Genomic DNA, 19,339 nt, shown 5'->3' with positions numbered 1-19,339 from the left:
CAGATTTGCCTGGGAGCTTCGCGAAACGCCGGAGGTCATTCAGGCATGGCGTATTCGAGACAAGCGTAACGGCCTGGGCTGCAAACTGGACGGAGTATCCGATTAGCATTCCGCGCGTAGCAACCGCATAGCGACTACGCGTAGAGAGCAAGCGACATAAAAGCACGTATCCATCAGAGTATATATATGGCCTCCTCCTTATCAGTCGACACCCGCCCGCTTTCCGCATCCATCGAAATCCTGCCTAAGCAGATCCCGACCGTCGATGAACTCAAATCGATGATTCCGGTCGGTACCCGGGTATATCTGACGGATATCGGTGCTGCCGATACCGAACACGAGATGGTTACAGCTGCGCGGCGATTGTGCGATTGCGACCTTGTGCCGGTACCTCATCTGGCTGCCCGAAGAATTGGCAGCCGAGATACACTCGAGAGACGCATTTCTGCGCTCGTCCATGAGGCCGGCGTTACCGATGTGTTGGTTATAGGCGGGGGCGTCACTTCTCCGCGTGGGCCTTATGCCTCTTCGATGGACCTTCTGAGAACTGGATATCTTGACCGTTTCGGCATCACCGACATTGCTGTTGCGGGTCACCCAGAGGGCAGTCCAGATTTTACCGAGGCCCTGGCGCTTGAGGTGCTTCATGAAAAGCAGGCGTTTGCGAGACTGACCGGTGCGAGGCTTCGTATCGTAACTCAATTCGGCTTTGATCCTGCCAAGGCGTTGGTCTGGGCGAAGGGTCTCAGGGAGATCGGCATATCTGCGCCGGTGCATATTGGGGTTGCCGGCCCGGCGAAGCTGACCACGCTCATCAAGTACGGAACGCTCTGTGGTGTCGGCAATTCCATGTCGATGCTGACGAAGCACTCCGGCAGCCTGATGGCGCTTGCGACCGGATATTCGCCCGAAACCTTTGTGAAACCCATCGAAACTGCTCAAAGCGATCTGGAAGACGTGTTGATCTCCCAGATGCATATTTTTCCGTTCGGTGGACTGGATAAGGCTGCGGCTTGGCTTCGAAGCCGCGCTTCCTGGTAGGCGCAGGAAACATATCGTTTGAGATTTCGTTCGCTAGCGGCATGGTCGCCGGCATGCGGCCGGCCATATCTTGAGCGTATCCCACGGAATGTCCTTTTATTGAGCCTGGTCGATCTGCGTTCTGGTCAGGTCGATCCACGACTATGCTTGAAAGACAATCAGAAATGGACGGTGACACGCTGAGTCCACCCCGCGTAGCCTTCAGCAGCCGACGGCGCATGGGCACAGTCGGCAAGCTACATGAATGCTACTTTGAGATTTTCTGCATATGTGCTGCCTCTGTGATTTTTCGACCTCATCGTCATCCTTCGGAGGATATGGCCTTAGTCTAGACTTGCGCGAGGACGCCGCTCGGCTCGTTGACGATGAAGCATTCGCGCATCACCTCGTGTCGTTGTCGAAGAGGCTTATCGAACTCAATCAAGGTCTTCCGCGTCTCGCTGGTTTGTTCGCCGCACAACAGCGCTGGTTGCTAAGCCATGCAGCGCTTGCCCATCATTTCTGGGCTATCAATACCGGTAAGACCAAACTCACGCGTCGTGTTTTGGCCAACCTGGCGCTCAAAAATACCCTATCCAGCCGAAACACTGCCTACGCGTTCTTCGACGAAGTCGTCGCCTATGATGTGATCAATCCGATCGAATCCGTGAGTGATCGAGAGGCCGTTGAGTACGTGCCGGCACCGGCAACGATCTCGATGCTTTGCGCATGGTACAGCGCTCATTTGAATGCACTTGATGCGATCTATGGCGGCAACCGTGCTTCGTGGTTTATGGACGACCCGCACAGCATCCTCCGGTTACTCCAACCGGAGCTGGCCTATATGCTGCTTTCGATCCCGGAAGTGCGCGAGCCAGGTCCGCTCTATACCATTTTCACGTGGGCTGATGCGGGCGGATTGCTGATGGATAGGCTCGTCGCAGGGATCGAGCCATCGGCGATTGGGAAGCGCGACTGCTTGCAAACGAATCTAGTCTCGATCTCCTTCCTCGCAAAAGCAACCGGGCTGTCACGCGCGCATACCAGTCGAAAGCTCTCGACTGCGGCGCAGATCGGCGGCATTGGCTGGCTTGGGCCCAAGGGTCATTCTTCGATCTGGATCTCGCACGGCTTCTACAAGGAGTATGCTCAGATGCAGGCCCTGAAGTTGCTGATCCTCGATCACGCCTGCAGTAGGGTCCGCAGTCTGTTGTCCGATTCTTCAAACGGTGCCGGTCAACTGCCGCAATACGGTCCGAACGGTGAGAGGAGCGATAGCTAAACGCACGTCCTGCAAAAGTGGATGACCGCTCCAGCCAGGCCTTGAGCGTAGGTGGGACGATACAGGGACGAATGGTGATCTTGTCAGAAATGGACGGCGACAGGCATGGAGACGAGGCTTAGTGTCCCAGGAAATCAATGGATTGCCGTCGCGCAAGGAAGCTGGCGGCAATCGGTCCCTATTCACTTTTCGAAGACGAAGGAATTCACCGCATGCGCCGCATTGGCTTCTTTGATCGCCCCAGACTGGCTATTCTCCTGGGGGCTATTGTCGCCGGTATCCAGCCGGTTGCGTCGTCCGCATCAGCGGCGCCGCTTCCGGGCGGTGCAGGATCGCTCATCGAAACATATCAGGATTGGATCGTTGCCTGTCAGTCGCAAAACAATGCGACGCAATGCGTCATGCGGCAGACCCAGAGCAACAAGGACAATGGTCAGAACATCTTGACCGTCGAGCTGTCCAGCGGCGCGGATGGCAAGCTGCAGGCAGCCTTGCTAATGCCCTTCGGTCTCGCGCTCGCACAGGGCGTGTCGGTGAGGATCGACGACGCACCGGCGGGAAGCCCGGCTGCGTTTTCGACCTGCATACCGCAAGGATGCCTGGCGACAATCACCTTCGATACCGGCCAGTTAGTCAAGCTCAAGAGCGGAACTAACCTCAATCTGAGTGCGACGGCGCTGGCGGCTTCCCAGCCCGTGGCGCTCAAGGTTTCGTTGAAGGGCCTTTCAGCAGCCCTTACCCGCATCGGCGAACTGACCAAGTAAGATAACGGACGTGACAAAGACATCTCGCGAAAATGCGGGCGCAATTCGATTGCGCGAGGTTCATGGCGACTGGACGCTGACAACCACGCCACAGCCGGCGCGCGTTCTTGACGATGCCTGTTCCATAATCTCGCAAGTTCAGCTCGATGAGGAAACACGAAGGCGCTTGCTGGTGATCGAACTGCGTCCGGGACGGGAACGTGTCGCAGGCGCCCTGCTGTTGCCGTCCGGCCTGTCGCAAGATCAGGGCGTCGTGCTGCAATTCGAAGAAAGTGCGCCGAGCTCGCGCCAGGCGCTCATCGTGCAGTCCAAAGGTTATCTCGTCGATCTCGATTTTGACGAGGCAACGGTCGCAAAGCTGACATCGAGCCGCTGCCTGCATGTTACGGCGGAGACCGATACGGGTGACGAGATCAATTTTTCGATACCGCTCAACGGCTTTGCGAGTGCGCTTGCTCGCGCACGCTTGATTGGCAAGTGACATTTTCTCGGTGGTCGGCGATTTCAAGCGCTCCGGTGAGAGGGTATTGCAATGTGTGGTCTCTGTGAGCGCTCGGCCCTTGGTTTGGTCTCTGCCTCGCACCATAATCGATCACGCCGTCCCGCCGATCATTATATGGCGGCTGGCGTCTTTCCGCATGCCGTCGTCCGGATGGCCCGCGACTTCATCTTCACCTACGAGTCGTGCATAGCTGTTGCGGCGCTCTTCGCAAGCCATCAGTCGTGGCTTCTATGTCATGCAGCGCTTGCCCATTATTTCCCGGGAGAGCAATTCAGCCATGGCTGGTTGACAAGGCGTGTATTCGGGATGCTCGCCGTCAGACATAATATCTGCAGTCGCAACACGGCGACCACCCTGTTCTCTCATGCGATCGAACGAGGCGCTCTGACGCCGCTCATGGGCATCGGCGACATCAAACTTGAGCAGGCGGTTCCATCGCCTGCTGCCATGACGTTACTGACTTCCTGGTATCGGGCCCACTTCGAGGCACTGGATCTCATCGATGGAGGCGACAGGGCGATGTGGTTGCTGGCGGACCCGGTTCGATCTCTTGCGCTGATCCAGTTCGAAGTGGCCTGCGCTTTGTTGTGTGAGGAGACCTTGCGAGCTCCAGGCCCACTCTACACGATCTTTACCTGGGCCGATTCTGGCAGCCTGTTGATGGACCGGCTGATTGGCGGCATCGACGTCACCGGCATAGGCCGGCAAGACCGGCATCAGACAACGGTGAGTTCGCTGACATGGCTGGCGCAATCGTCGGGACTGTCGCGCGCTCACACCAGCCGGAAAATGTCAGCGGCGGAGCGGATCGGCGGTATCGGCTGGACAGGGCGAAGAGGGCGCTCGGAGCTTTGGGTTTCGCAGGGCTTCTATGAGGAATACGCCAGGGTGCAGGTTTGCAAACTCCTGATCCTCGATGAGATTTCCGCTCGAGCCCGGTTCGCCTGAGCGAAGTAAGTCAATGCTGGCAACATGATAGCGGCATTCGATGACGCAAGGATTCGCTTGCGGGAAGTGCGCAACCGCTCATTTTGAGAAATTCCGACCTAGTCAAAAATGGACGGAGACAGCATGCGGGAATCCACCTAGCGTCCGCCACAAATGATTGAGGGCAGTAATCTGAATGCTTATCGTACATGGAAAGCCTAAGCAAATGCGGGTGGGGCGGCCCGTATTGTCGGCAGGAACGGCGCTCGCCCTGTTGTCGGCTACCATAGGCGCAGCCCATGCCCAGACAGCGTCACAGGTGACGCCTCAGACATTCGAGCCTCAGCTTCAGAAGCAGAGCAGCGGCATTGTCATTCCGGAAGCCTCCGGCCCGGTGGCGCCGAAGGGGGCGGAGAAGCTCACGGTTCGCCTGAAGTCCGTCAAGGTCGAGGGCGGCCTTCCGGGCTTTGCCGAGGACGAGGCGCGCGTCGTCAAGAGCCTGAGCGGCGGCCAAGTGACGGCAGCGGCATTGTTCGAGGCGGCCGGTCAACTGGAGCGGGCCTATGCCGCCAGGGGATACGGTCTGGTGCGCGTCGTGTTGCCGGCGCAGCGGCTGGTGGATGGGGCGGTGCTGCGCATCGTCGTCATCGACGGCTTCGTCGAAGACATCGACACCTCGCATCTGCCCGACAATATCCGTGACCGCATCGCAAAAATGCTGGCGCCGCTCATCGGCGAGAAGGGGATGTCCAATGACGAGATCGAGCGGCGGCTGCTCCTGGCCGGCGACCTGCCGGGAACAGTGCTGCGCTCGACCCTGTCGCGCGGCACCAAGCCCGGCGGCAGCGTGCTGACCATCGAGGCGCGCTACAAGCCGGTGACCGGCTTCATCTCCGGCGACAACAATTCCACCGACGCACTCGGCAAATACAACACCGGTATCGGTCTCGACTTCAATTCGGTGCTCGGCTTCGGCGAACTCATCTATCTCAGGGATTCCGGCGCACCGCGCTTTGGTGGTGACGAAGGCTATTTCACCGGCTCGCCGCGCAACCGCTCGCTGGCCGGCGGCGTCACCTTGCCGATCGGCATCGACGGGCTGACGCTGAACCTTGAAGCCACCGCGTCGCGCACGACGCCGCAGGCGGGTGTCTTCGGTCTGCAGTTCATGTCGGACTTCACGCGCTATTCGGCCCGGCTTGCCTATCCGCTGATCCGCTCGCGCGAATTGACGTTGAACCTGAACGGCGGCTTCGACGCGCAGGACGAAGAGCTCGAATTGCTGAACGGCGGCGGCCTGACCCTGTCGAAGGACCGGCTGCGCATCCTGCGCACGGGCGCGGATCTGTCCTGGTATGTCTCCGGCGATGCGCTCGTCAGCGCCAGCATGACCGGCTCCTTCGGCATCGACGGGCTGGGCGCGCGCAGTGCAGCTGACGCGGCCGCCAGTGGCACGCCTTTGTCACGTCAGGGCGCGGATGCCGATTTCCAGAAGCTCGAGGTCACGCTCGGCTACCGCCAGCCGGTCGCCGAACATCTGACGCTTGATTTCAGGGCGCGGGCGCAGACCTCCTTTGGCCAGCCGCTGCTCAATTCCGAGCAGATCGGCCTTGTCTCGTCGAACGGCCTGTCGAGCTTCCCGACCGGGTCGTTACAGGGCGATTCCGGTTTCGTGCTGCGCGCCGAGGCGCAGTTCCCGTTCAGCACGAGCTTCACGCTGCCGTTCGGCTGGCCGGAGTTTCCGGCACAGCAGGGTACCAACCTGCCGGATGGGGCAAGCACCGCGGGGGCGGTGGTGATCTCGCCTTATGTGTTCGGCGCCTATGGCGGCGTCAGGCTCGTCAATCCGACGGTTCTGGAAAGCGGCTTCTCGCGCGGCGCGGCCTATGGCCTCGGCTTGCGGCTGGCTGCGGCCGAGCAGGCGAGCTTCAACAACACCAACGTCAATCTCGAATATGGCCGCGTCGAGCGCTTCGGAAACGGCGACAACGACAATCGCTTCACCGTCTCCGCGGCATTCCAGTTCTGACGCTGGAGGTTGCAGACGATCGCGCCCGCGCCTGCGGCCGGCATCGGTCGCGGGTGCAGTTTAGGCATTCAAGGAAGGATCGGCTGCCTGGTGCGGCCGGTCATTTGGTCTCAATAATAAAAGGAAAACAGTTTACATGAGCGATCAAGTTGCCCCCAAACCGGCTGTCACGACACCGAATACGCGCCTGCCGGGTGGCGCCGACGCCTTGCGCGAAGTCCATGGCGACTGGCTGTTGATCGGAACGGTTCAGACCGGGGAGGCTGGACCGCAGAAGACCTGTGTCATCGCGCAGGAACAGATCCACAACGATAGCCGCCAGCGCCTGTTGTTGATCGAGTTGCGGCCGCAAGCCGGGCGTATCAAGGGCACGTTGATCCTGCCGTTCGGCCTTTCATTCCAGAAAGGCGTCGTCCTTCAGGTCGATGACAACAGCATGGCGCCGGCCATTCCGTTCCGCACGGCGGTCCCGATGGGTTGCGTCGTCGAGCTTGATATCGACGCCCTGCGCGTCGCGCTGTTGAAGGCGGGCAAGATCCTGCATGTCCATGCGATTGTCGCCGACACCAGCAGTCCGATTGCCTTCGCGATTTCCCTGAATGGCTTTGCAACCGCACTTACGCGCGCCGAGGCGGTTCTGCGCTGAACCCTGCCACCTGCAGGCCGTTTTGGCAGATCGAGGCTGGTCCGCCAGTTGGCGCCGGGCGGATCAAGCGCGCGGGCGCCATGCCTATTCGGCGGCTTGAACTGATCAGAAATGGACGGCGACAGTGGGTTAGAATCCACCTAGCGTCCCCTTCACTTGGATGAACCGATTGATCGGCTGGCCCGACACGCCTGCCGAATCGCTTTGGTTTTCAATGAACCACATTCGCTGGAACAAGTCGCATGGCGTGGGGCCGCGACGGCAGTTCCGCTCTAGGGCGACGACAATGACCAGACAGACGACCCGCCGGATGCTCGGCAACAAGACGCTTTCGCACAAGACCCGGCTTGCGGCGCTGTTGACGACGACGGCGCTTGTCAGCACGACGGCCTTGGCGCAGTCGCTGCCGACCGGCGGCCAGGTGGCGGCGGGCAGCGCGACGATCGGGTCGCCGTCTGCAGGGTCTCTCACCATCAACCAGACGGGCAGCAGCGCCGTCGTCAACTGGCAGAGCTTTGACGTCGGCAAGGGCAATCGCGTCACCTTCGTCCAGCCCGATGCCAATGCAGCCATCCTCAATCGTGTCACCGGCCAGACGACGTCGACGATTGCAGGCCAGATCAATGCCAATGGCCAGGTCTACCTGATCAATCCGAACGGCATTGCCATTACCAAAACCGGGACCGTCAACACCGGCGCCTTCGTCGCCTCGACGCTCGGCATCTCCGATGACGACTTCATGGGCGGTAAAAGGAGCTTTACCGGCAATGGCGCCTCTGCGCCTGTGACCAATGCCGGTCAGATCACCATCAACCGCGGCGGCTACATGGCGCTGATCGGCGGCACGGTCGCCAATACCGGCACCATCACCGTGCCGATGGGCAAGGCGGCACTCGGATCGGGGGAACAGGCAACGCTTGATCTGTCCGGTGACGGCTTCCTGCAGGTGGCGGTTCCGACCAAGGCAAATGGCAAACAGGCGCTGGTTGAGAATAGCGGCAGGATATCGGCCAAGGGCGGCACGGTGCAGCTGACTGCAGCAGCGGCCAGAGACATGGCGCGGCAGGCTGTCAATATGTCGGGCACGATCGAGGCGAAGGGCGTCTCGGGGAGAAGCGGCGACATCATCCTGTCGGGCGGCGATGGCGAGGTTGCCATCACCGGCAAGCTCGATGCCAGCAACAGGCATGGCACCGGCGGCAAGGTCCAGGTGACCGGCCGCAAGATCACGCTGGCCAATGCGAAGATCAATGCGTCGGGCAAGAGTGGTGGCGGTACGGTCAATATCGGCGGCAACCGCCAGGGCAAGGGACCGCTGCAGCGGGCCGAGACGCTCACGGTCGATGCCAACACCGTCATCAACGCCGATGCGATCAGCACGGGCAACGGTGGTAATGTCGTGCTGTGGTCCGACGATCTCACCCGTTTCGCCGGCACGATCACGGCGAAGGGCGGCGCGCTCTCCGGCAATGGCGGCGAGGTCGAGGTCTCGGGCAAGGCGAAGCTGTCCTATACCGGCCTTACCGACCTGACAGCCATCCATGGCTCCTTCGGCAATCTGCTGCTCGATCCCTACAACGTCACGATCTCGACGGGCACGGACAGCAACTCCTCGGGCTTCACGGCGTCAGGCAATGACAGCATCATCAACGTCAACACGCTGACCAATGCGCTGGCGACGGCCAATGTCACGGTGACGACGGGCTCGTCATCGGATGCGACCAATCCGCAGGCCGGCACCATCACGGTGGCTGCGCCGATCAATTGGAGTGCGCTCACCACACTGACGCTGGCGGCGGCCTCGGACATCAACATCAACAACGCGATCACCGCGAATGGCGGCCTGATCGTCTCGGCCGGCAGCACCAACACGATTTCGGCAAATGCCGCTGTCAATGTCGGCGCTTTCGTGCTCGCCTCGGGCAACTGGGTTCAAAACGGCGCCACGCTGCCTGCCTTCTCAGCGAAAGACTTCCGCCTCACCGACGGCACCAGCTTCCTGCGCGTCGCCGGCGGCGATGGCGCAAGTGCTGCGACCGCCTATCGGCTCGCCGATGTCTATGGCCTGCAGGGGCTGAGTTCGTCGCTGGCCTCCTACTGGACGCTGGCCAATAATATCGACGCGTCGGGCACCGCGGTCTGGAACAATGGCGTGGGCTTCAAGCCGCTCGCCAGCTTCAACGGTACGCTCGACGGCAAGAACCATACGATCTCGGGGCTCTCCATCCTGTCACCGGGCGGCAATACCGGCCTGTTCGGTATGATCGGCAGCAGCGGCACGGTAAAAAACCTCGACCTGTCGGAGGCCACCGTGACCGGTAGTGGCAACTACGGTGGCGTCCTCGTCGGCGAGAACGATGGCACGGTCAGCAATGTGCATGTCTCCGGCACGCTGGCCGGCAACGGCTCCAGCGGCACTTACGGTGGGCTCGCTGGATACAACGTCGGCACGATCACCGACTCCGGCTCCGCCGTCGCGGTGACGGCGACCGGCTATGGTGTCTGGCTCGGCGGCCTTGTCGGCTTTAATGTCAGCAGCATCACCTCTTCCTACGCCACCGGCGCGGTAAGTGCCGACGGATATGTAATGAACGCGGGCGGTCTGGTGGGTTTAAATGCAGCCGACATCATCTCTTCCTACGCGACCGGTGCGGTCACCGTCAGAGGGGACACCAGTGCCGGCGGCGGGTTGGCGGCTGAGAGCAGTAATATTTACTCTTCCTACGCGACCGGAGCGGTCAGCGTCACCGGGAACAACGCCGTTGTCGGCGGACTCGCGGGTTGGAATGACGGCACCATCAGTTTGTCCTATGCTAGTGGCGCGCTCAGCGCTATCGGCAGCGGCAGCACCATCGGCGGCCTTGTCGGAGGTCAATACGGTTACGACAGCGACGGCTTCTGGGATATCGGCACAACCGGGCAAACCAGCGCATACGGCAACCGTAGCAGCGCCACAGCGACTGGGCTGACCACCGCGGAGGCGCGCACGGCGGCGGCCATACGGGCTGGGACTTCACCAACACCTGGTACCAGTCCGGCGACATGCGGCCGATCCTGCGCTCGGAAGCCGCGACGGCGGACAGCAACGGCGTCACCACCATCACCAACCTGCACCAGCTCGCGCTGATCGGCGCCAACCAGTCGGGCAACTACAAACTCGCCGTCAATCTCGATGCCAGCGCGACCAAGGGCTTGAATGCCTCCGACATCTGGAGCACGGCCGGCTGGGTCGGACTGGCGAATTTTGCCGGGACGCTGGACGGCAACGGCCACACGATCAGCGGCCTGACCTCCACCACCGGCGGCCTGTTCGCCTCCACCACCTCTGCCGCGACGATCCATGATCTCAGCGTGACCAGCGCCAGCATTTCCGGCACCGGCGCCTATACGGGCATTCTCGTTAACGACAATGCCGGCCGCATCACCAATGTCTCGACCAGCGGCACTGTCTCGGGCAGCCAGTCCGCCGGCGGCCTTGCCGGCCGGAGCAGCGGCGCGATCAGCGGCAGCTCGTCGTCGGCTTCGGTCACCGCCAATGCCGGCTCGGGAGGGACTGATTACAATGCCGGAGGCCTGGTTGCCGTCCTCACCGCAAGCGGCACCATTTCGCAATCCTATGCCACTGGCGCCGTGATCTCCGATTTGGGCGGTCCGGGCGGGCTGGTTGGCGCCAACTATGGCGCGATCACCTTGTCCTACGCGACCGGCGCTACCTCGGGTATCGATGGCTATAACGGCGGCCTTGTCTCCTATAATCAGGGAACGATCAGCAATTCCTACGCAACCGGCGCAGTCGGTGACACCTATCTGACCTCCGGCGGTCTCGTCGCCTTGAACAGAGGAACGATCAGCACATCCTACGCGACCGGAGCGGTCGATGCCAGCAGCGGCGGTAGTAACGGCGGCTTTGTCGGGTCCAACAACGGCACGATCTCGGCGAGCTTCTGGGACACGCAGGCGAGCGGGCAGAGCACGGGTGCCGCATTTGGCACCGGCACCGGCCTCACCGGCCTGACGACGGCGCAGATGCAGAACCCGACCAACTTCATCAATGCCGGCTGGGATTACGGTACCGCCTGGGGAACGCTGAAGACCGGCGGCACACCGGTGCTGCGGGCGCTGAACACGGCCCCGCTCATCAGCTACTATGTGGTCCTGTCCGGCAACACCTCGACCACCTATGGCAATACGATCGGCGGCACCTCCGGCATCACGGTCGGCGGCGACGGTGCCTCGCTCGTGACGGTCGGCTGGGGCAGTGCGATCAATTCTTCCACCAACGCCGGCACCTATGCCTATGGCGATCCCAACGTGCTCTCGCTGACCTATCGGGGCGGTGCTGCCGACGACTTCTTCATCGATTACGGATCGGGCGCGCTGACCATCAACCAGCGGATCGTCAATCTCTCGGGCAACCAGACCTATAACGGCACGACCAATATCGCCTCCGGCAACCTGACGCTCTCCAACCTTGCCAATGGCGAGACGCTGACCTTGTCGGGTCTCGGCCAGCTTGCGAGCAAGAATGTCGGCAGCAATCTCACCTTCTCGCTGAACACGCTGGCGCTTGGCAATGGTTCGGGCCTTGCCTCGAACTACACGCTTGCCGGCGGCACGGACACGATCACCATCAGCAAGGCGTTGATCTCATCGATCGGCGGCATTGTCGCCGGCAACAAGACCTATGATGGCTCGACCGCAGTGACACTCGATGCGTCCGGCGTGGTCTTTGACGGTATGGCACAGGGCGATGCGCTCACCCTCGGCGCTGGATTCTCCGGCCTGTTCTCTGACGCCAATGCGGGTTCGGGCAAGGTCGTGACCATCTCAGGCCTCAGCCTCACCGGCGCTGACGCCGGCAACTATACGCTCGCGTCGAATACGACCACCACGCTTGCCGATATCGGCCAGCGGGTGATCAATCTCTCGGGCAACCGGGTCTATGACGGCACGACGGTGCTCGACCACTCGATGCTGACGCTGTCGAACCTTTTGGGCAATGAGACGCTGACGCTGTCGGGCGCCGGCAGCATGGGCGACAAGAATGCCGGCAATGGCAAGGCTGTGGCGCTTTCCTCGCTGTTGCTGGGCGACGGGACGAATGGTGGCCTGGCCTCGAACTATGTTCTTGGCAGCGGCACGGTCGACATCACCAAGGCCACCATTTCTACAATCAGCGGCATTACCGCCAATGGCAAGACCTATGACGGTTCGACCAATGCGACCCTGAACACCAATGGCGTCACCTTCAACGGCATGGTCGCCGGAGATGCGCTCACCCTCGGCGCTGGTTTCACCGGCCTGTTCGCCGATGCCAATGCCGGTTCGAACAAGGCAGTCACCATCTCCGGTCTGTCGCTCGCTGGTGCGGATGCCGGCAATTATACACTCACCTCGAACACGGCCAGCGCGCTTGCCAATATCGCCCAGCGGGTGATCAGTCTCTCGGGCAACCGGGTCTATGACGGCACGACGGCGCTCGACCACTCGATGCTGACGCTATCGAATCTCGTGGGCAATGAGACGCTGACCCTGTCCGGTACGGGTTCGATGGGTGACAAGAATGCCGGCGATGGCAAGTCTGTCAATCTTGGTTCGCTGTCGCTGGGCGACAGCATCCATGGCGATGGCGGCCTTGCCTCGAACTATGTTCTCGGCACCGGCACGGTTGATATCGCCAAGGCTGTCATCAACACGATCGGTGGCATTACGGCTTCGGGCAAGACCTATGACGGCTCGGCCAACGCCGTACTCGACAGCAGCGGCGTGACCTTCACCGGCAAGATCGGTGGCGACGTGCTTACCCTCGGCACTGGCTTCTCCGGCCTGTTCTCCGATGCCAATGCCGGTTCGAACAAGACGGTGACGATCTCGGGTCTGTCGCTCGTTGGCGCCGATGCCGGCAACTACACGCTGGCCAATACGACGGCGACCACCTTGGCCAATATCGGCCAACGGGTGATCAGCCTGTCGGGCAACCGCATCTATGACGGCACCACGGCGCTCGATAATTCTATCTTCGCCCTGTCCAATCTCGTCTCGGGCGAGACGCTGACGCTGTCGGGCACCGGCAGCATGGGTGACAAGAACGCCGGCAACGGCAAGTCTGCGGGCCTCGGCTCGCTGGCCCTGGGCAACAGCATCCATGGCGATGGCGGTCTTGCCTCGAACTACGTTCTTGGCACCGGCACGGTCGACATCGCTAAGGCCACGATCACCACGATCGGTGGCATTACGACTTCGGGCAAGACCTATGACGGCACCACAGGTGCCACGCTGAACAGCAATGGAGCCAGCTTCACCGGCATGGTCGCCGGCGACGTGCTCTCGCTCGGCAATGGCTTCTCCGGCCTGTTCTCCGATGCCAACGCGGGCTCGGGCAAGATGGTAACGATCTCCGGTCTGTCGCTCGCTGGCGCGGACGCCGGCAACTACACGCTGGCCAATACGAGTGCAACGACCTTGGCCGATATCGGTCAGCGGGTGATCGGCCTGTCGGGCAGCCGAACCTATAATGGCTCTGCCGATCTCGACCACTCGATCTTCACCCTGTCGAACCTGGTCTCGGGCGAGACACTGACGCTCTCGGGCATCGGCTCAATGACCGACAAGAACGCCGGCAATGGCAAGTCTGTGAGCCTTGGCTCGCTCGCCCTTGGGAACGGTTCGGGCGGTGGCCTGGCCTCGAACTATACGCTGGTCGGTGGCGCCGACACGGTCGATATCGCCAAGGCTACCATCTCCTCGATCGGCGGCATCACGGCCAATGGCAAGACATATGACGGCACGACAGGTGCAACGCTGAACACCGGTGGCGTCACCTTCAACGGCATGGTCGCAGGCGACGTGCTCTCGCTCGGCAATGGCCTCTCCGGGGCCTTCTCGGACAAGAACGCCGGCACCGGCAAGACGGTCAGCATCTCTGGTCTTTCGCTTTCCGGCACGGATGCCGGCAATTATACGCTTTCCTCGACCACTGCGACGACCTTGGCCGATATCGCCAGGGCGAGCCTGACGCTCAGCGGTTTTGCCGTGTCGAACAAGACCTATGACGGCAGTGTGGGCGCCGGGATCAGCAATGCCGGAACGCTCGATGGCCTCGTTGCCAACGACACCGTCTCCTTCGGCTATAGCGGTGCGACCTTCTCCGACAAGAATGCCGGCACCGGCAAGACGGTGACGCTTGCAGGCATCACGCTGTCGGGCACGGATGCGAACAACTATACGATTGCCTCCACCGCCACGACCACAGCCGACATTGGCAAGGCGACGATCTCGTCCATCGGTGGCATCACGGCCGGCAGCAAGACCTATGACGGCACGACGGCTGCGACGCTCGATGGCCGTGGTGCTGTCTTCAATGGTATGGTCGCGGGTGACGTCCTGACACTCGGCGGCGCCACGGGCGCCTTCTCCGACAAGAACGCCGGTTCGGGCAAGACGGTCAATATCTCCGGCCTGACGCTTTCCGGCGCGGATGCGGGCAACTACACGCTCGCCAGCAACACCGCGACGACGACCGCCGATATCGCCAAGGCCTATGTGTTCTTCGGTGGGATCAGCGGCAACAACAAGGTCTACGACGGCACGACGACGGCAACCGTCAATATCTACACGATACCGGTCATCAGCACCGACGACATGCATGTGGGCTATGCCAGCGCCAACTTCTCCGACAAGAATGCCGGCAGTTCCAAGACCGTCACCATCAGCGGCCTTTATCTGACCGGTGCGGATGCCGGCAACTATCAGCTCGGCATCACCGATCACGACACCTATGCCAGCATCACCCGCGCCAGCATCTCGTCGATCGGCGGCATTACGGCCTCGGGCAAGACCTATGACGGCACGACCGATGCGGTGCTGAACACCAACAACGCCGTCTTCAACGGCATGATCGCGGGCGACAGCCTCACCGCCGACACCGCGCTTGGCACGTTCGCGAATGCCAATGCCGGCTCGGGCAAGACGGTCAATATCTCCGGCCTGACGCTGGGTGGCGCGGATGCCGGCAACTATACGCTGGCCAACACGAGTGCGACCACCTTGGCCGATATCGGTCAGCGGGTGATCAGCCTCTCGGGCAGCCGTACCTATAATGGTTCCACCGATCTGGCTGCCTCGATCTTCACCCTGTCGAACCTGGTGGGCACCGAGACGCTGACGCTGTCTGGCACCGGCACGATGGCCGACAAGAATGCCGGCAACGGCAAGGCGGTCAGCCTCGGCTCGCTGGTGCTTGGCGATGGCATCGGCCTTGCTTCCAACTACACACTGACGGGCGGGACCGACACGGTCGACATCGCCAGGGCGGTCATCTCGTCGATCGGCGGCATTGCGGCCTCAGGCAAGACCTATGATGGCGATACCGGTGCGACGCTGGATACCAGTGGGGTCACGTTCAACGGCTTGGTCGCCGGCGACGTGCTCTCGCTCGGCAATGGCTTCTCCGGCCTGTTCTCCGATGCCAACGCGGGCTCGGGCAAGACGGTAACGATCTCCGGTCTGTCGCTCGCTGGCGCGGACGCCGGCAACTACACGCTGGCCAATACGAGTGCAACGACCTTGGCCGATATCGGTCAGCGGGTGATCGGCCTGTCGGGCAGCCGAACCTATAATGGCTCTGCCGATCTCGACCACTCGATCTTCACGCTGTCGAACCTGGTGAGCGGCGAGACACTGACACTCTCGGGCATCGGCTCAATGACCGACAAGAATGCCGGCAACGGCAAGGGCGTGAGCCTCGGCTCGCTGGCCCTGGGCAACGGCACGGGCGGTGGCCAGGCCTCGAACTATACGCTGGCAGGTGGCAACGACACGGTCGACATCGCCAAGGCTGTCATCTCGTCGATCGGTGGCATCACCGCCAATGGCAAGACCTATGACGGCACGACTGATGCGACGCTGAACACCAATGGCGTTACCTTCAATGGCATGGTCGCCGGCGACGTGCTCACGCTCGGCAATGGATTTGCCGGCACCTTCTCCGACAAGAATGTTGGGACGGGCAAGGTGGTTGATATCTCCGGCCTATCGCTTTCCGGTGCCGATGCCGGCAACTATACGCTTTCCTCGAATACCGCTGCGGCGACAGCCGATATCGCCAGGGCGCTGCTGACGATCAACAGCTTCACGGTTGCCAACAAGACCTATGACGGCACCACCTCCGTGAGCAGCCCCGTCATCAGCCTCGGCGGCGTGGTGGCGGGCGACCTCGTCGGAACAGACTGGTCGAGTGTCACCTTCTCCGACAAGAACGCCGGCACGGGCAAGACCGTGACGGCAAACGGCCTGGCGCTCGCCGGTTCGGACGCCGGCAACTATACGCTCGCCTCGGATACGGCGACGACGACCGCCGACATCAGCAGGGCGGTCATTTCCTCGATCGGTGGTATCAGTGCCAACGGCAAGACATACGACGGCACGACCAATGCCCTGCTGGATACCGGCGGCGTCACATTCAACGGCATGATTGCCGGCGACGTACTGACGCTCGGCAACGGCTTCAGCGGCGCCTTCGGCGACAAGAACGCTGGCACCGGCAAGACGGTCACCATCTCCGGCCTCAGCCTCGGTGGCACGGATGCGGGCAACTATACGCTGGCCAATACGACGGCAACGACGCTGGCCGATATCGGTCAGCGGGTGATCGGCCTGTCGGGCAGCCGAACCTATAATGGCTCTGCCGATCTCGACCATTCGATCTTCACGCTCTCGAACCTGGTCTCAGGCGAGACACTGACGCTGTCGGGCACAGGCGCGATGGCCGACAAGAATGCCGGCAATGGCAAGTCCGTGAACCTCGGCTCGCTGGCGCTCGGCAATGGCACGGGCGGTGGCCTGGCCTCGAACTATACGCTGGTGGGTGGCACCGACACGGTCGATGTCGCCAGGGCGGTGATTTCCTCGATCGGTGGCATCACCGCCAATGGCAAGACATACGACGGCACGACCGATACGACCCTGAACACCAGTGGCGTCTCCTTCAACGGCATCGTCCCGGGTGACGTGCTCGCGCTCGGAAGCGGCTTCACTGGCCTGTTCTCCGATGCCAATGCCGGGACGAACAAGACAGTTTCCATCTCCGGGCTGACGCTTGATGGAGCAGACGCCGGCAACTATACGCTCGCCTCGAACACCGCGACGACACTCGCTAACATCGCCCAGCGAGTGATCAGCCTGTCGGGCAGCCGTACCTACAACGGTTCCACCGATCTCGACCACTCGATCTTCACGCTGTCGAACCTGGTGACCGGCGAGACACTGACGCTCTCGGGCACAGGCGCGATGGCCGATAAGAATGCCGGCACTGGCAAGTCCGTGAGCCTCGGCTCCTTGGCGCTCGGCAACGGCACGAATGGCGGTCTTGCCTCAAACTACATGCTGGCAGGCGGCACCGACATGGTCGACATCGCCAAGGCGGTGATTTCCTCGATCGGTGGCATCAGCGCCAATGGCAAGACGTACGATGGCACGACAGGTGCGACCCTGAACACCAATGGCGCCACCTTCAATGGTATGGTCGCCGGCGACGTGCTCACCCTTGGCAATGGCTACAGTGGGGCTTTTGCAGATGCCAACGCGGGCGCGGGCAAGACGGTCGCGATCTCCGGCTTGTCTCTCTCGGGGGCGGATGCCGGCAATTATACGCTGGCTGATACGACTGCCGCGGCGCTCGCCGATATCGCCAGGCGCGCCATCACTGTCGCGGCCAACAATCAGAGCCGTATCTATGGTGATGCCAATCCGGCGCTCTCCTACACCATCGGCGGAGCAGGGCTCGTCAACAATGACAATCTCTCAGGCGCGCTTGCTACCGCCGCAAGCCAGTTCTCCAATGTCGGGATCTATGGCATCGGCCAGGGCTCGCTTGCAGCCTCGGGCAATTACGACCTCACCTTCACCGGCGGCAGCCTTGCCGTCACGCCGCGCGCCATCACGGTTGCGGCCAACAATCAGAGCCGTATCTATGGTGATGCCAATCCGGCCTTCACCTACACGATCGGCGGTGCCGGCCTCGTCAACAATGACAGTCTCTCTGGTACTCTCTCGACCTCGGCCGATGGCACGTCGAATGTCGGGATCTATGGTGTCACACAGGGTACCCTTACAGCGTCGGGCAACTACGACCTCACTTTCACCGGGGCGGATCTGACGGTCACCAGGCGCGCCATCACTGTCGCGGCCAACAATCAGAGCCGTGTCTATGGTGATGCCAATCCGGCGCTCTCCTACACCATCGGCGGAGCAGGCCTCGTCAACAATGACAATCTCTCAGGCGCGCTTGCTACCGCCGCGAGCCAGTTCTCCAATGTCGGGATCTATGGCATCGGCCAGGGCTCGCTTGCAGCCTCGGGCAATTACGACCTCACCTTCACCGGTGGCAGCCTTGCCGTCACGCCGCGCACCATCACGGTTGCGGCCAACAGCGCCAGCCGCTCCTATGGCGACCAGAACCCGCTCCTCGGCTATATCACGACCGGCCTGGTCAATGGCGACAGCCTGAGCGGCGCGCTCTCGACCTCGGCCAATGCCTTGTCCAATGTCGGCTCCTATGTCATCGGTCTCGGCACGCTCGGCAACGCCAACTACACGATCGGCTATACCGGCGCCAACCTGACGATCACGCCGCGCCTGATCAACGTCATCGCCAACAATGCCAGCCGAGCAACGGGATCAGCCAATCCGCTCTTCACCTACACCATCGGTGGTGCGGGTCTTGTCAATGGCGACAGGCTGTTCGGTCAGCTCGCAAGCGCGGCCACGTCCTTCTCCTCACCGGGCAGCTATGCCATCACCCGAGGCTCGCTTGCCGCGTCCGGCAACTACGACATGAGCTTTATCGACGGCGTGCTGACGGTGACGGCGGCGCCGACGATCCCGAGCGCGCAACTCGCCAGCGTCGGCATACCCCGTTCCTATGCACCCGATACCACGCCTCTGCTGCCGGTTCAGGAGCAGGCGGGACCCACCTTTGTCAGTGGCGAGAGGAATGATCAGGGCGGCCGACCCTATATCGTCGACCCGCGCTTCGACGGCACCGTCGTCTGCTTCGGAAATGGAGAGGGGTGTGTGGTCCGGACGGCTGTGCCGTGAGGATGAGCAATTCGCAGGAGTGTCGAGCAAGATGGACGAAGGCTATCTCGCGATCGCGCGTGTCTGGTTAGCG

The 19,339-nt window shown here is 61.8% G+C and carries 9 protein-coding genes; all 9 read left to right on the top strand.

Going from position 1 to position 19,339, the window contains the following annotated elements; genetic code table 11:
- Positions 1 to 186 precede the first annotated feature (186 nt).
- The 9 genes from BJ928_RS35810 (at position 187) to BJ928_RS39595 (ending at position 19,266) form a co-directional block, all read left to right on the top strand.
- Positions 187 to 1,041: a methylenetetrahydrofolate reductase gene (locus BJ928_RS35810; RefSeq protein ID WP_047636719.1), complete on the top strand. Its 855-nt coding sequence runs from the start codon at positions 187 to 189 to the stop codon at positions 1,039 to 1,041.
- Between the two features lie 334 nt (positions 1,042 to 1,375).
- Complete coding sequence (locus tag BJ928_RS35805; protein WP_052228038.1) at positions 1,376 to 2,302, top strand: hypothetical protein; 927 nt, start codon at positions 1,376 to 1,378, stop codon at positions 2,300 to 2,302.
- Positions 2,303 to 2,514: 212 nt separating this feature from the next.
- Positions 2,515 to 3,066, top strand: a complete 552-nt coding sequence (locus BJ928_RS35800) for an invasion associated locus B family protein (RefSeq protein WP_082012043.1) — start codon at positions 2,515 to 2,517, stop codon at positions 3,064 to 3,066.
- 10 nt (positions 3,067 to 3,076) lie between these two features.
- Entirely contained in the window at positions 3,077 to 3,547 is a 471-nt protein-coding gene (locus BJ928_RS35795; RefSeq protein WP_183079505.1) for an invasion associated locus B family protein, read from the top strand.
- Positions 3,548 to 3,682: 135 nt separating this feature from the next.
- Entirely contained in the window at positions 3,683 to 4,516 is an 834-nt protein-coding gene (locus BJ928_RS35790) for a hypothetical protein (RefSeq protein ID WP_052228036.1), read from the top strand.
- A gap of 226 nt (positions 4,517 to 4,742) precedes the next feature.
- Positions 4,743 to 6,524 (top strand): ShlB/FhaC/HecB family hemolysin secretion/activation protein, encoded by a 1,782-nt coding sequence (locus BJ928_RS35785; RefSeq protein ID WP_245432752.1) that lies wholly within the window; start codon positions 4,743 to 4,745, stop codon positions 6,522 to 6,524.
- A gap of 136 nt (positions 6,525 to 6,660) precedes the next feature.
- Complete coding sequence (locus BJ928_RS35780) at positions 6,661 to 7,170, top strand: invasion associated locus B family protein (RefSeq protein ID WP_052228035.1); 510 nt, start codon at positions 6,661 to 6,663, stop codon at positions 7,168 to 7,170.
- 286 nt (positions 7,171 to 7,456) lie between these two features.
- Positions 7,457 to 10,297 carry a filamentous hemagglutinin N-terminal domain-containing protein gene (locus tag BJ928_RS35775; protein ID WP_245432750.1) on the top strand — a complete coding sequence of 947 codons (2,841 nt, stop codon included), beginning with the start codon at positions 7,457 to 7,459 and terminating at the stop codon, positions 10,295 to 10,297.
- Positions 10,213 to 19,266 carry a YDG domain-containing protein gene (locus BJ928_RS39595; protein WP_245432748.1) on the top strand — a complete coding sequence of 3,018 codons (9,054 nt, stop codon included), beginning with the start codon at positions 10,213 to 10,215 and terminating at the stop codon, positions 19,264 to 19,266. The genes BJ928_RS35775 and BJ928_RS39595 overlap by 85 nt, the downstream gene beginning before the upstream one ends.
- The last annotated feature ends 73 nt before the right edge of the window (positions 19,267 to 19,339 follow it).

The sequence above is a fragment of the Rhizobium sp. WW_1 genome, from assembly GCF_003610155.1.
Taxonomy (GTDB): domain Bacteria; phylum Pseudomonadota; class Alphaproteobacteria; order Rhizobiales; family Rhizobiaceae; genus Rhizobium; species Rhizobium tropici_A.
Note: the sequence above shows the minus strand (reverse complement) of the source record. Positions and strands in the feature narration are given on the sequence as shown.